At 56.0% G+C, this 13,489-nt stretch carries 12 protein-coding genes and 1 pseudogene; 11 read left to right on the top strand and 2 right to left on the bottom strand.

The features are described from left to right. Nucleotides 1-29 precede the first annotated feature (29 nt). The 5 genes and pseudogenes from tssH to CPJ18_RS16995 all read left to right on the top strand — a co-directional run bounded on the left by tssH (nt 30) and on the right by CPJ18_RS16995 (nt 6,129). The gene (tssH, locus tag CPJ18_RS17015) at nt 30-2,681 is read left to right on the top strand and encodes a type VI secretion system ATPase TssH (protein WP_103659461.1); all 2,652 of its coding nucleotides are present in this window, start codon (nt 30-32) and stop codon (nt 2,679-2,681) included. Nucleotides 2,682-2,742: 61 nt separating this feature from the next. Beyond that, nucleotides 2,743-3,219: an Hcp family type VI secretion system effector gene (locus tag CPJ18_RS17010; RefSeq protein ID WP_077105103.1), complete on the top strand. Its 477-nt coding sequence runs from the start codon at nt 2,743-2,745 to the stop codon at nt 3,217-3,219. A 135-nt stretch (nt 3,220-3,354) separates the two neighbouring features. Beyond that, nucleotides 3,355-3,855 carry a hypothetical protein gene (locus CPJ18_RS17005; protein ID WP_146258694.1) on the top strand — a complete coding sequence of 167 codons (501 nt, stop codon included), beginning with the start codon at nt 3,355-3,357 and terminating at the stop codon, nt 3,853-3,855. A 158-nt stretch (nt 3,856-4,013) separates the two neighbouring features. Beyond that, nucleotides 4,014-5,717 (top strand): annotated as a pseudogene (gene tssI / locus CPJ18_RS17000) (type VI secretion system tip protein TssI/VgrG); the annotation flags it as partial. A gap of 67 nt (nt 5,718-5,784) precedes the next feature. Then, the gene (locus tag CPJ18_RS16995) at nt 5,785-6,129 is read left to right on the top strand and encodes a hypothetical protein (RefSeq protein ID WP_103659459.1); all 345 of its coding nucleotides are present in this window, start codon (nt 5,785-5,787) and stop codon (nt 6,127-6,129) included. Between the two features lie 55 nt (nt 6,130-6,184). On the opposite strand, the gene CPJ18_RS16990 is transcribed toward CPJ18_RS16995, so the two are convergent. Further along, on the bottom strand, nt 6,185-6,793 hold the full coding sequence (locus tag CPJ18_RS16990; RefSeq protein WP_103659695.1) for a J domain-containing protein: 609 nt from the start codon (nt 6,791-6,793) through the stop codon (nt 6,185-6,187). 324 nt (nt 6,794-7,117) lie between these two features. Here CPJ18_RS16990 and CPJ18_RS16985 point away from each other — a divergent pair, with 324 nt between their 5' ends. From CPJ18_RS16985 to CPJ18_RS16970, 4 genes are all read left to right on the top strand, one after another. After that, nucleotides 7,118-7,369: a hypothetical protein gene (locus CPJ18_RS16985; protein WP_077105097.1), complete on the top strand. Its 252-nt coding sequence runs from the start codon at nt 7,118-7,120 to the stop codon at nt 7,367-7,369. 102 nt (nt 7,370-7,471) lie between these two features. Next, complete coding sequence (locus CPJ18_RS16980; RefSeq protein WP_103659458.1) at nt 7,472-8,131, top strand: ABC transporter ATP-binding protein; 660 nt, start codon at nt 7,472-7,474, stop codon at nt 8,129-8,131. Continuing rightward, nucleotides 8,128-10,533, top strand: coding sequence for an ABC transporter permease (locus CPJ18_RS16975; protein WP_103659457.1), 2,406 nt, complete (start codon nt 8,128-8,130; stop codon nt 10,531-10,533). The genes CPJ18_RS16980 and CPJ18_RS16975 overlap by 4 nt, the downstream gene beginning before the upstream one ends. Next, complete coding sequence (locus CPJ18_RS16970) at nt 10,523-11,593, top strand: lipocalin-like domain-containing protein (protein ID WP_077105094.1); 1,071 nt, start codon at nt 10,523-10,525, stop codon at nt 11,591-11,593. The genes CPJ18_RS16975 and CPJ18_RS16970 overlap by 11 nt, the downstream gene beginning before the upstream one ends. 33 nt (nt 11,594-11,626) lie before the next feature. Here the strand turns inward: CPJ18_RS16970 and CPJ18_RS16965 are convergent, their stop codons facing one another. Further along, nucleotides 11,627-12,319, bottom strand: coding sequence for a Crp/Fnr family transcriptional regulator (locus CPJ18_RS16965; RefSeq protein WP_077105093.1), 693 nt, complete (start codon nt 12,317-12,319; stop codon nt 11,627-11,629). Between the two features lie 140 nt (nt 12,320-12,459). Here CPJ18_RS16965 and CPJ18_RS16960 point away from each other — a divergent pair, with 140 nt between their 5' ends. Continuing rightward, nucleotides 12,460-12,693 carry a DUF6894 family protein gene (locus tag CPJ18_RS16960; protein WP_077105092.1) on the top strand — a complete coding sequence of 78 codons (234 nt, stop codon included), beginning with the start codon at nt 12,460-12,462 and terminating at the stop codon, nt 12,691-12,693. A gap of 219 nt (nt 12,694-12,912) precedes the next feature. After that, nucleotides 12,913-13,422: an RNA polymerase sigma factor gene (locus CPJ18_RS16955; RefSeq protein WP_077105090.1), complete on the top strand. Its 510-nt coding sequence runs from the start codon at nt 12,913-12,915 to the stop codon at nt 13,420-13,422. Nucleotides 13,423-13,489 lie beyond the last annotated feature (67 nt).

The raw sequence follows: 13,489 nt of genomic DNA, 5'->3' as shown, positions 1-13,489 counted from the left end.
TGGAATGATCCAATCCGGAGGCTCGCTGCATGTCGCATATTGATCTCAACCGCCTGGTAGAAGCGCTTGAGCCTGACTTGCGTGTATCGCTTGAAACGGGAGCATCCGTCGCTGTCCGACGCGGTCATCAGTTCGTTGATATTGCTCATTGGTTGAGTGCGGTTGTAGATAATGATGCATTCGCTAACACCTTTGAACGGTTGAAAATTTCCAGAGATGATCTTCGCGCTCAAATTGACCAAGCGCTTGACGATGCGGCCGTCGGTGACGGTGAGGCGCTGTCGCTGTCGCAGAATATCCTGACTGCTGGGCGGGAGGCTTGGTTGCTCGCCTCGTTGCAGGACGGGCGATCCCACATTGCACTGACCCACTTTCTGCTGGCTCTCGATGAGGAGACGTCGTTGCGCAGTCTTGTGCGCGCCGCTTTCCCCGCGCTCAAGCTGATGGATCGCGCTGCGTTGGAGCAGCTTCGTGAGGAGGGGGCCAATCACGTTTCATCGAGTGATGACGCGGTTGTCGGTGCTTCGCACGGTAAAGATCAGAACGATTTCCTTCGCCTCTACACTCAGGACATGACTGAAGATGCGCGTCAGGGTAAGTTGGACCCTGTCATCGGGCGTGACGACGAACTGAGGCAGATGGTCGATATTCTGACCAGACGTCGCCAGAACAATCCCATTCTCGTTGGAGAGGCTGGCGTCGGCAAGACAGCTGTCGCAGAGGCGCTGGCGCTGGAGATCGTTTCTGGCAATGTTCCTGAAAAGCTGAGGAATGTCAGTCTGCTGACGCTCGATCTGTCACTTCTTCAGGCTGGTGCCGGTGTCAAGGGCGAGTTCGAGCGACGCCTCCATGGCGTCATCGATGCCGTCAAGCGGTCCCCGGAGCCCATTATCCTCTTCATCGATGAAGCGCATGGTCTTGTCGGTACCGGCGGTGCCGCAGGGCAGGGTGATGCGGCAAATATTCTCAAGCCCGCCCTCGCCCGTGGCGAGGTCCGCACGGTCGCTGCAACGACATGGAGCGAGTACAAGAAGTATTTTGAGAAAGACGCGGCTCTGACCCGACGTTTCCAGCCCGTGCATGTCCGCGAACCGGATGAGGCGACGGCCATTCGCATGCTGCGCGGTATCGCCGATACGTTCGTCAAGCATCACGGCGTGATCATACGGGACGAGGCGATCGTTGCGGCGGTGCAACTGTCCGCGCGTTACATGCCGTCCCGTCAGTTGCCGGATAAAGCCGTCAGCCTTCTGGACACTGCGTCCGCTGCCGTATCGCTTGCCCGGCAAACATTGCCTGAAAAACTTCGATCCATGGAGAGCGAAAGGCAATTGCTCAGCACAGAGCAAGAGTGGCTCTCCCGTGAGCCTGCCGATGAAGAAACGAAATCCCGGATTGACGCGATAAGCGCGGAAATAAGCAATCTCGAAGCTGCAATCAATGGCCTTCGAGCGCGCTACGATGCCGAGATCACCGAATTGTTGGAAGGCGACGCGCCCATAACCGATGCGCCCAACGTGGCGCCACTGCGGCCTGTGGCTATCGGGCCGGGTAACGGTAACGAGAAGCTGGTTCCCACGGTCGTTGATCGTGAAATGATTGCATCGGTCGTCTCACGCTGGACTGGTATTCCGCTTGGAAAGTTGCTGGCCGATCAAATCGAGAGCGCAAAGTCCCTGGATGAGCGGATGAAGCAGCGTGTCATCGGCCAGGATATGGCGATTGGCCGTATTGCCGACGCCATGCGCGCCGCGCGCGCTGGCCTGTCCGATCCACGCCGACCACCAGCAGTCTTCCTGCTCGTGGGTATGTCGGGCACCGGAAAGACGGAAACCGCCTTGTCGCTGGCCGACCTTTTATACGGTGGTAACAGCCATCTCACGACCATCAACATGTCCGAATTCAAGGAAGAGCATAAGGTTTCGCTGCTTCTGGGTTCGCCGCCCGGTTATGTCGGCTACGGTGAGGGTGGCGTTCTGACCGAGGCCGTGCGCCGCCGTCCATTCGGGGTGTTGCTGCTGGATGAGATCGATAAGGCGCATCCCGGTGTGCAGGATATATTTTATCAGGTTTTCGATAAGGGCATGCTCAAAGACGGCGAAGGTCGGGATATAGATTTCAAGAATACCACGATTTTCATGACCGCCAATACCGGTTCTGAATTGTTGACGGCGCTGGCGGCAGACCCCGACACTATGCCGGAAGGCGAAGCGCTTGAGGCGCTGCTCATGCCTGAGCTGACGAAGCATTTCAAACCTGCTTTTCTGGGGCGCACGGTCATTCTGCCGTTTATGCCGCTTGGACCGGAGCAGCTGTCGCGCATCGTCGACATTCAAATCGAGAAAATTGCCGAGCGGGTTCGCTCCGCATACGGCACGAACCTCACGCTTTCAGACGCCGCGCGTGACGCGCTGGTGGGACGGTCGGGTTCCAGCGAAATCGGCGCACGCGCCATCGAAATCATGATCGGCAGGGATTTGCTTCCACCCATGTCCAGCTACTTTCTGGACAAAGTTATCTCGGGTGACAGGGTGAAGCACATCACCGTTGATTTTGATGAAACCGGGTTCTGCATTCGTGCGGAAGCGGTTGGGGACAGTAATGAATTCACTGCGGCCGCCCCGGTTGCAGCGGATAAAGTTGCCGCGTCGGAAGGCAAGTCCCGACGCATGCGGCAGTAGTGGAAAGGCAAACGCGGCCTCGAAGCAAGAGGTCTTTTCAGTAATTACAGGAGCTTACAGTATGCCAATTTATTTGCAGATCGACGGTATCCAAGGTGACGCTACGCACCAGGAACACAAAAAGTGGATGGATATCGAAGCCATTCACTGGAACGTAGTGCGCAACATGAACACCTCTGCTGGTTCTGCTGCAAACCGCGAAGCATCTGAGCCAACCATTTCGGAAGTCATCCTGACCAAGGTCAGCGACTCGTCTTCCACAAAACTGTTCCAGGAAGCTTGCTCTGGCCGTCAGGGCAAACTGGCAACGATTCACCTCGTGACAACAGGTGATCCAGGCAATACCTACATCCAGTACCTGCTGACGAACACGTTGATCGCCAGCTATTCGGTAGACTCCAGCGGTGATCGTCCTGTTGAGACAATCAAGCTCAACTTCACCAAGATGGAAGTTAAGTACACACCTGCAGACGAAAACAATACGCAGCAGGCACCGATGATCGCGTCTTACGACCTCGCGACCACCAAGGCTGGCTAATAGATTCGACCCGGTGTCTTTTGGGCACCGGGTCGTCTCTTCCGTCTTTGGAGTTCTGATATTGCCGATACGCGGAAGCGCCTTTGCGCCAAATATGGCCTGTCCATTCTCGGATGTTGCTGGGAGAAGTTACCAATGCCTAATTTTGCCGTTTCTACCGATTCTTTCATTGTACGCCCGGTTCGGGAGGACGAGGTCGTTCCTGTCCAAAGGATGCGAAAGGGACCTGATTCATCCTACATGTCTCTTCACGACGGACCTCGCCAATTTAACTCCCGTATGGCTGCCGGCGGTGCGGTAGCGGCCGTTGTGAGTCAGATATCGGGAGGGGTCAATGAATATTCCCTTACCGTCTGGCTGAAAAAGTGGCTGGGGGCGAATGATGCAAAGATCAAGCAGGCGCTTCTTGCGAAAGGTCACTCTGCTTTTGCCTTACAGGTAAACTACGCTGTCGGAAATTCTTTCGGCAACCAGATGTTCATGTCGCGAGACATTTATCTCCTGGGAACTGCGCCATCCGCAAAAGACATCGGGTCAGTCCTTACCCCTGAACTTATGTTCGGACCGAAGATCGATGACGTTCCCAATAATGCGACGAAGTTTAAATATGCACATCTCGTTGGAGAGCGCGCCTGATTCAGGATTGATCGTGACGCATGGGCAGTGTTCCAGGGACGCGTTCTCTCCGATTGCGCAAATATACGCTTACGATCACTACAATATATATATTCGTGGGACTTATCCATGATGATTGTTACTATTGGTACTTATGAGTTGCAAAGCGGAGATAGCCCATGATCGACCAGCCTTCGTCATCCGATTTTATTCAGGCCAGCCGTGTATTGTAGGTCAAGTCGCCGCTGGGCGAAGACCAGTTGCTGCCCGAGCGGATGGAGATGAGCGAGGGCGTGTCGCAACTCTTCGAGATACAGCTGAATGTTCGTGCGAAGAAGGAATCGGTGAAGCCGGAAGAACTGATCGGCCGCCTGATCGATGTCTCCGTCGAGGTGCAACAGGGCGATGGCGAGGATGGAAGCGGAGTACGCCGTCTATTCAACGGTCTGGTGACGGACCTTCGTGAGGGACCACCTATCACCCGTGGCCTACGCTCCTATGCCATGACTATCCGACCGCAGATGTGGCTGTTATCGCGTCGCTCCGATTGCCGCATCTGAATGGACAAGACCTCGGTGGATATCGTCGAAACGCTGTTTTCTGAGCAAGGCATTCCAGCGCCGGATACGTCGGGTGTCATTTCACCGCCACCTGCGCAGCACTACAGCACGCAGTTCAACGAGACCGACCTCGACTATTTCTTCCGCCGTTTCGAAGAGGACGGATTATTCTACTTTTTCACCCATGAAGACGGGTCTCACAAGCTGCACGTGGCCGATACCGCCAATGGATGGCTTGGACCATCGCCTTCCGCACAAGGCGAAGGCAGAGTGAGACTGGCTCAGGGATCGTCGGATCGCAACCACATTAACGATTGGGCTCGCCGCTTTTCCTACGTTCCCGGCCAGCGTGCTGGTGCCGACTGGAATTTTGAAACGCCCTCAATGGTTCCGGGCACGATGACACCATCGCTGGTGCAGATGCCGGATGCCACCAAGCGTGAGCTCTACGAATACCCCGCCCGCATCAAGACGGTGGAAGAGGCAGAGCGTGCCCAGAAACTCCGGGCGCAGTCCGTAGAAGCCGATCATGATCGCGTCTTCGGCGGATCGACCTCCGGCATTCTCGAAGCTGGCCGCCGCTTTACCCCCTACGAAGTTGGCCATCCTGAGCATGCATACGAAGAGCATGTGATCATCAAGGCCAGCCACACCATCGTGGATCGATCCTACGAGACCAACAGCAACGAGCCGGAATATCGAAACGCCTTCGAGGCCATTCCAGCCCGTGTGCCGCTCACCCCTCACCGCGCGACAAGACGTCCGAAGATCGAGGGTACGCAGGTGGCCATCGTCGCTGGCCCCGAGGGCGAAGAGATCCACCCGGATCAATATGGCCGCGTCAAGCTGTGGTTCCCGTGGGACCGTAAGGCCAAGAAGGATGGCACGGATACGTGCTGGGTGCGTGTGGCGCAGAACTGGGCGGGCTCGACCTGGGGCGGGCAGATTATTTCACGCATCGACATGGAGGTGATGGTGGCGTTTGTGGATGGCGACCCGGATCGGCCGTTGGTGACGGGGGTGGTGCCGAATGCGAGGCAGAAAGTGCCATATACTACCGGCAAACAAGACAAAGAGCACGTTCCGAACAAATACTCATAAAGCACGGGCTTCAATGAACTGAGCTTTGAAGACGACAATGGGCGGGAAGAGATCTACCTACATGCGCAGAAGGACCGCAACGAGAAGACGCGCAACAATCATACAGAGCGAATCGACAACAACTGTGTGCAGTCCGTTGGACACAACAAGGCCATTGAGATCCGCAACAATCACAGCGAGTCAATCGGCGGCAATTGCACCATGACTGTAGGCCCGAGCGGGATCGGCAAGCTTGTTTTAAAGGCTGATTCGTGGATGCCACGCGCGTGGTCTGAGGGAATTGTGAGTTTTGGAGTTCCACCACGGTGGCGAATGCCTCATCAGAATTGATGTTGCCGATGCGGTGAAGGTTGAGGCTGGTGCCGAGTGGGCGGTGCAAACACCGTTTGACGCGTCTGTTTCACCTTTGAAGATCGGCACGATCGCGAACATGCGTGATTCTGCGGTTCCCAATGGGCTGTACAACCTCGTTTTCCAGGCTCTCCAAGGGTCGGTCATTCCGGAAGCTGAATTCGCATTCCTGCTTTTGTTGACCTTTGTTCCTGCAACCAGTCCTTCTTTCGAAATCTTGAAGCAGGGCGAAGAATTGGCAACCGATACGGTGTTGCGACGGGACGCAGAGCGCGCCAGCTGAATAGCAAAATCGGCCGTCATCTGCGTTGGAGCCGTAAGCTCCAACGCTAAGGACCTCAGCAAAATCCGTTGAGCTTGAGAATCTTGTGTGCCTCGATCGTCGCCTGAAGCGCATCTTCGGAGGTGCGATCACCTTGGTTACCGTCCGGGTGATGCATTTTAAGCCGCTCCCGGTAACGGGCTCTGATTTCCTCTGGCGTGGCTTCTGCAGGCAGGCCGAGTGTGTCGAAAGCCTTGGCTTCGAGTACCTTGAGCTTTCGCTTCTGCAACTCTAGTTTTTGGGCCTGACGTTGAGCTGCGGTCTTGCGCGCATTCAACGCTTTTGCGGAACCGGAGCGAACGGTCGATGGCATCGGCATTTCGGTCGCTTTTTCGACACGCGTTCCAAATGTGGTGCGGCTGCCAGTCGTCGCTTCTTTCTGGTAACGTGCAACGTCCGGGCTCGATGGGGCCGTCGTGAAGCTGTACCCCTTGTTGTATTCTTTCACGTGCTCAAGACAGAACAGCAGATACAAACCTTCTCCACCCGGCCCAACGGGTGCCCGGTTTGTGCCCACCTTGTCGCACCCATCCCACTGGCATTTTGGACCTGTAGGTTCGCTTGCGCTAGTGGACTTCTTGCGCGCAGATTTAAGCCCAACGAATATTTTTGAATCAGCCGTCATAGCGCCTATATGAACGCAGCGCGTCATCATGGCAAGAGTTTGCGAGGCCAAGCCACGATGGTTTCCACGAATTGAGGTTGGTCACTCATGATGATGCTTGTCGCGTCGTCTAAATGTGCGAAATTCAATGTGCGGGAATGGCTTGATGTCTAGCAAGGTAACCCAATGTTTGATGGGTTTTGTACGTGATAGTGACGAACATCGATTTGCGCGCGCCATATCCATGCGCCACATGCTCAGGCAGTCGGGGAGAAATCGTCAGTCGGCCCTGGTGGAACATCTTCTCCATGGTAGCGTTTTCAAAGGCTAGCAAAGGAGAATGAGATGGCAGTTACCTATCACGTCGGTGAACACGACGGTGGATTTGGCTACAGGCTGGGAGATGTTTGGTCCGAGACTTTCCCAGATCACGATTCCGCACTAAGAGCTGCAAAAGACGCAGCGAGACGTCAACAGATTGGTGGGGAAGAAGTGGACATTTCCTTTCAGCTGGCTGATGGCCAGTGGCAAGAACAACATGTTCGTGGCGGAGATCGACCTGACACTGATGTGGTCGATGACACCTCAAACAAATAGCAATTTTCGAAGCATTCGTGTTCATAGCCGCCATCGTCTGCACGTTCCGTCGGTGGTGGCTGTGGCTTGCAGATTGGCCGAGCGAATGCGACAGTGAGCCAAATGCTTTTGTCTCTCTTCAATATAGTAAAATCTTACAGCACGCCTGAAGGCCCAGTTGAGGTCCTGAAGGGTATCGATCTCTCCGTATCAGGCGGGCAGAGCGTTGCTCTGACGGGAGAATCCGGCAGCGGAAAAAGTACGCTATTGCACTTGGCTGGTGGTCTTGATCGACCTGATGATGGCCACATCCTCATGAATGAACGCGACATCACGGTGTTAGATGAGCCTGGGCGGGCACTTTACAGGCGCACAGAAGTCGGATTGATTTTTCAGCAGTTCAACCTCATCCCCTCGCTGGATGTCTCCGCGAATATTGCGTTTCACGCGAAACTTGCTGGCCGCTTCGATGTCGAATGGCAAAATGAACTGATAACGCAACTTGGCCTTAGCCAACTTACCCATCGATATCCGGAACAGCTTTCCGGAGGCCAGCAGCAACGTGTGGCCATCGCTCGAACGCTGGCTGCAAGGCCGCCGCTTGTTCTTGCCGACGAGCCCACAGGCAATCTTGATGAAGCGACCGGTGATGCCGTGCTCGAACTCATGCTGTCGCTCAGCAGAAGAGCAGGCTGCGCGCTCTTGCTGGTCACTCATTCGATGCGGCTTGCCGACAAACTGGATCGAAAGGTTCTGTTGCGCGGCGGGAAAATCGTCGCATGAACGCGGTGACTTTGCTCGTCATCATCTCCCATTGGCGTCATCGCCCGCTCCAGCTTGTGACTTTGATACTCGGGATTGCTCTCGCAACTGCCTTATGGTCCGGCGTTCAGGCAATCAATGCTGAAGCGCGGGCGAGTTACGCGCAGTCTGCGGCCATTCTGGAACAGAGCGGGCTTTCTCAGCTCGTGGCTGAAAACGGTGGCGGAATATCACTGGCGAGCTTCGCCAAACTGCGACGCGCCGGGTGGAACGTGTCGCCGGTTATCGAAGGCGATCACCGATTTGGTTCGGTCCGCATCAGGCTCGTCGGGATCGATCCCTTGACCATGCCCAGCGAGGGCCGCGTGGTGACGATCTCCGGCTCGTCGGAGTTGGTGGACTTCATCGGCGGGCGGGATCTGCTTGTCGTTTCACCGGCCACGGCGGCACGTCTTTCAGATGCGGGTGGAATACGCCTCAAGACGTCCGATGCTATCCCGGATGGTGCAGCCTTTACGGATATCGGCGTGGCCGACAGGTTACTTGAGAGAAAGAGCGCGCTTAGTAGGATAGTGATCGCGCCAGTCCAGAGGCCGGGTTTACCTGATCTTACGACCCTTGTTCCTGAACTGCGTGTACTGACCTCAGAGCGACCGGACATGGAGCGGCTGACGGACAGCTTCCATTTGAACCTGACCGCTTTCGGCTTTCTCGCATTCATCGTCGGGCTGTTCATCGTTTACTCTGCGACCGGGCTCTCTTTCGAACAGCGGCGTGCAACCTTCCGGACCGTTCGCTGCCTTGGTGTCTCGTTGCGCGCACTGACAGTGATGTTGACCCTCGAAATTATGCTGCTTGCCCTCGTGTCGGGTTTCATCGGAGTGGTCATCGGTTATGTCATGGCATCACTGCTACTGCCCGGCGTGGCAGCAACACTCCGCGGGCTCTATGGTGCTGAGGTTTCCGGTAGTCTTTCTCTGCGACCAGAGTGGTGGCTGGCTGGCATCGGCATGGCGTTGGCCGGCACGGCCTTGTCTTCGGTGCAGAGCTTGTGGCGTGTACGCACAATGCCAATTCTGGCGGGAGCTCAACCGCAGGCCTGGGCGCTGGCATCCACAGCGGCGTTGCGGGTGCAGTCGCTTGGCGGCGCAGCGCTCCTCATTGTTGCTATCGTCTTCGCGACGATTGGATCAGGGCTGGTCTCCGGGTTCATCGTTTTGGGTTCGCTTCTGCTTGGCTCGGCACTTTTGCTTCCCGCATTCCTGTCACAAATCCTTCGACTGGCAGAGCGGCGGTCAAGAAGCGCCATGGCGTCGTGGTTCTGGGCGGATACGCGGCTACAGTTGCCCGGCCTTTCGCTGGCGCTCATGGCGCTTCTCCTTGCCTTATCCGCCAATGTTGGGGTTGGCACGATGGTATCGAGTTTTCGCACGACGTTTCTCGGTTGGCTTGATCAGCGACTTGTCGCAGAACTTTATGTCAACGCACGTGATGAGGCAGAGGCCGGAAAGCTCAGGCAATGGTTGCCTCGCCACGCCGACGCCGTGCTGCCCATATGGAGCACGCAGGGCAATATCCTGGGCGATGAGCTACAGATAGCGGGCATCGCAAATCATTCCACGTACCGTGATCATTGGCCGCTTCTCGAAAGCGTGCCGGATGTTTGGGATGAGGTCGCGCAAGGGCGCGGTGCGTTGATCAATGAGCAGCTCTGGCGCGAAAAACGCGTTCAGCTCGGGCAGGTCATGACACTGCCCGATGGCTGGGCCGTGACGGTGGTGGGCGTTTATTCCGATTATGGAAATCCCAAAGGGCAGGTCATGGTCAATGTGGATGCACTGGTCGCACATTACCCCAACACCCCCAAACTTCGATATGGCGTGCGTGTAGACCCTGCGAAAGCCCCTGAGCTCAAACGCCAGATCGTGGAAGAACTAGGGCTGCCACCAAGCAATATAGTGGATCAGGCGTCGCTCAAGCAGCAATCACGAGCGGTGTTCGAGCAGACCTTCACCGTCACCGGAGCCCTCAACGTGCTGACACTTGGCGTGGCGGGATTTGCGATGTTTGCGAGCCTTTTGACCCTTTCCGCGACCCGACTTCCCCAGCTTGCCCCGGTTTGGGCCATGGGCATCCGCCGGCGAAATCTTGCCCTGCTTGAGGTGTTGAGAACGATCGCGCTCTGGTTCGTGACCTTCGTCATATCCGTGCCAGTGGGGCTTGCGCTCGCTTGGGTACTGCTGGTCATCGTCAATGTGGAGGCATTCGGCTGGAGATTGCCGATGATGATATTCCCTCTCGATTGGCTGAGGCTAGCCGCAATAGCGCTGGTGGCGGCGACGCTTTCCGTTCTGCTGCCGGTTATCAGGCTGGCGACGATCAACCCTTCCGATTTGCTGCGGGTATTTGCAAATGAACGCTAGGTGTTTCGCTGTTCTTATTTCGCTCCTTATCCTGATCTGCCTTCCGGCAGGCGTTCAGGCACAGGGATTTGCGGGTCTTGGGTCAGATGCGCAAGGGTTTCGGGTGCCGGAGCGCGGCGTGCCGCTAACCTTTCCCGGCGATCATGGCCCACATCCGGATTTTAGAATAGAGTGGTGGTATGTTACCGCCAACCTTCAGAGAGAGGATGGCACTCATTTAGGCGCGCAGTGGACGCTGTTTCGTTCCGCACTTGCGCCCGGAGATGAGGAGGGCTTTTCCAGTCGTCAGATATGGCTGGGGCATGCCGCAGTCACGGCGGTCGATCGCCATTATGTCGCGGAACGGTTGGGACGGGGAGGGGTCGGTCAAGCAGGCGTCGTTGCCAGCCCTTTCGAAGCTTGGATCGATGACTGGCAAATGAAGTCATCGTCTTCGTACGAAGAAGACCAGTTGAGCCGCCTTGAACTCCACGCAGAAGGCCAAGATTTTGGCTACCAGCTCACCCTGTCTGCCAACGGCCCAATGGTGCTGCAGGGTGATCGGGGTTATTCGATCAAGTCGCAGGCGGGGCAGGCAAGCTACTATTATTCGCAGCCGTTTTATCAGGTGACGGGAACTGTCACCATCGGAGGAGCCCCGGTCAAGGTCAGTGGCAAGGCGTGGCTGGACCGGGAATGGTCTTCACAGCCGCTCGCCGCCAACCAAACCGGCTGGGACTGGTTTTCACTGCATCTTGCCTCGGGAGAAAAGGTCATGGCGTTTCGCCTGCGGGATTCCGGTGGGGGCTACACCTCGGCGAACTGGATATCGAAAGAAGGAGAAACGACGCCGCTTTCATCTGATGACGTCGTTCTGGAGCCTGTACGGCGCGCCAAGGTCAACGGAAAAGACATTCCGGTGGCGTGGCGCGTCCAAATTCCAAGCAAGGGTCTTGATATCACCACGACTGCTCTGAATGACCAAGCGTGGATGGCAACGTCGACGCCTTATTGGGAAGGGCCGATTTCCTTCGATGGAACCACTTCTGGCGTTGGTTATCTGGAAATGACCGGATATTGAACCGATTGGTCGACCTGACCGACGCAAAGCCTGTCATTGTCGTTTTGTAATCAGCCGACGATATTCCTCTTCCGGAATCCCGTAGGAGTCACCAGCCGTTTCCTCAAGGATCGCTCTGTTCCTAACCGTGATCATGGCGCGTTCCGCCTTGATGGCGCGGTTTCCTTCCAGCTTGTGCAGGGCATCCGTGACGCTGGGCCGTCTGACGCCCAGCATGACCGCCAGAAAATCGTGTGTGAGGGGAAGCTCATCTCCCAGACGGTCCTGACACATCAGAAGCCAGCGTGCGAGGCGCTGCTCTACGCCGTAGCGTCCGTCAGCCAGTGCTGTTGCAGCAATCTGTATCATGAAAACATGGGCGTATCGGAGAAGAAGTTCCCGGAGCGTACGGCTGTCATCCATAAGTCCCTGAAGCTCATGCGAAGCGATCCTTACCGCTTTGCCGCCAGCCTGCATAAAGGCCTTGTGCGGACTGGCATCTACGCCCAACAGGACTGGCACGCCTGAACAGCCTTCGTGACCGATGCAGCCGACCTCAATCGACTTGCTGGCAACAACAACTTCCGATGAAAGGCCGCTTTCGAAAAAGTAAACGTGAGTGATCGGCTCGTATCTCTCGAACAGGGACTGTTCCTGTTGCAGGGTGACAGGTTCGAGGTGTGGTCGCACGAGGTCTACGTCCTCTTCAGACAGGGTTTTAAGCAGGCCGTTGTTGGTCCAGGTCAAAGTCGTGCCCTTTCATGGGGTCTGTAATGTGGGGTGCTGCGGCAAGACGAGTTCAACCTACTCCCTCTTTTCTGCCACGTATCGAAATCAATGAAACTTTCGCAACTGCCGATGGTTCGGAGTGAAATCGGAGAACTGCAATGCGATACTACTTTCACGTCCGCAGCCATGGGAGACTGGCACGAGACCCGGAGGGAGCGGAATTCGACACGCTCGAAGCAGCATGTGATGAAGCCTTTCAGGCCGCGCGCGAGATACTGGCTGAGCGTCTGGCGCGGGGTGAGGTGATAGACGGCGAGATATTTGAAATTACCACCGAAAACGGTGATATCGCTGGAAGAGTTCCATTCAGAACAGCGGTGCGTTTTGATTGACAACAGAGCCAGTAACAACAACAAAAGACCGTTTACCATCGTGCCACGACTTGCTGAATACGGTTGAACAACGCGCCCAAAAACGCAGCAGCACTTATGCTAAATCGCAGCCTATGCAAGCTTATTAGATATAATGGTACGCTAACGTACTGTCTGCCATTGACCGGAACGATGAGGCTCTCTGCGACTTGATCTAGCTCAAACAAGGAGATCAAGGGCATGTCAGCAGAGTTGAGTATCCAGCAGGAAGTTGTCTCTCTTATACCCGCTCTTCAGAAGTTCGCGTGGCGTTTCCACCGTAGCCAGACGGATGTGGATGATCTGGTTCAGGAAACCCTGCTCAAGGCTCTTCGGGCGCTTCCTTCCTTTACACCAGGAACCAGTCTCAAATCGTGGATGTTCACGATCATGCGCAACGCGCATCACACCGCTTATCAAAAGAGCAGGCGGGTTACTGTGGGAACAAACAACATGGAACACCTCATTCCCGCTGCATCATCCCCGCAGGAGTGGGCTATCCGCAAAATAGAATATGATCGTGCATTGGCAGCAATGCCGCCCGTCTACCGGCACGTTTTTCACCTCGTTATCGAAGATGGCCAGGCTTACGACGCGGCTGCCAGTGAATGCCAAATCTCTGTCGGCACGGTGAAAAGCCGTGTGAACCGGGCAAAGCACTTTCTGGCCAACCACATGGGAGACACCATGTCCACGGTCGCCGCCATCTAAGGGCGCATTGGCCCTCTTTCCAGAAGCCAAAACGGTTACTTTTACGACCCGGCAACCACCAGATTGC

Source organism: Agrobacterium rosae, assembly GCF_002915175.1.
GTDB lineage: Bacteria > Pseudomonadota > Alphaproteobacteria > Rhizobiales > Rhizobiaceae > Agrobacterium > Agrobacterium rosae.
Note: the sequence above shows the minus strand (reverse complement) of the source record. Positions and strands in the feature narration are given on the sequence as shown.

Coding starts and splice junctions, on each gene's coding strand:
- CPJ18_RS16990 (WP_103659695.1), bottom strand. CDS start 6,793: ATGACGGCTGATTCAAAAATATTCGTTGGGCTTAAATCTGCGCGCAAG.
- CPJ18_RS16980 (WP_103659458.1), top strand. CDS start 7,472: ATGCTTTTGTCTCTCTTCAATATAGTAAAATCTTACAGCACGCCTGAA.
- CPJ18_RS17010 (WP_077105103.1), top strand. CDS start 2,743: ATGCCAATTTATTTGCAGATCGACGGTATCCAAGGTGACGCTACGCAC.
- tssH (WP_103659461.1), top strand. CDS start 30: ATGTCGCATATTGATCTCAACCGCCTGGTAGAAGCGCTTGAGCCTGAC.
- CPJ18_RS16970 (WP_077105094.1), top strand. CDS start 10,523: ATGAACGCTAGGTGTTTCGCTGTTCTTATTTCGCTCCTTATCCTGATC.
- CPJ18_RS16975 (WP_103659457.1), top strand. CDS start 8,128: ATGAACGCGGTGACTTTGCTCGTCATCATCTCCCATTGGCGTCATCGC.
- CPJ18_RS16960 (WP_077105092.1), top strand. CDS start 12,460: ATGCGATACTACTTTCACGTCCGCAGCCATGGGAGACTGGCACGAGAC.
- CPJ18_RS17005 (WP_146258694.1), top strand. CDS start 3,355: ATGCCTAATTTTGCCGTTTCTACCGATTCTTTCATTGTACGCCCGGTT.
- CPJ18_RS16955 (WP_077105090.1), top strand. CDS start 12,913: ATGTCAGCAGAGTTGAGTATCCAGCAGGAAGTTGTCTCTCTTATACCC.
- CPJ18_RS16985 (WP_077105097.1), top strand. CDS start 7,118: ATGGCAGTTACCTATCACGTCGGTGAACACGACGGTGGATTTGGCTAC.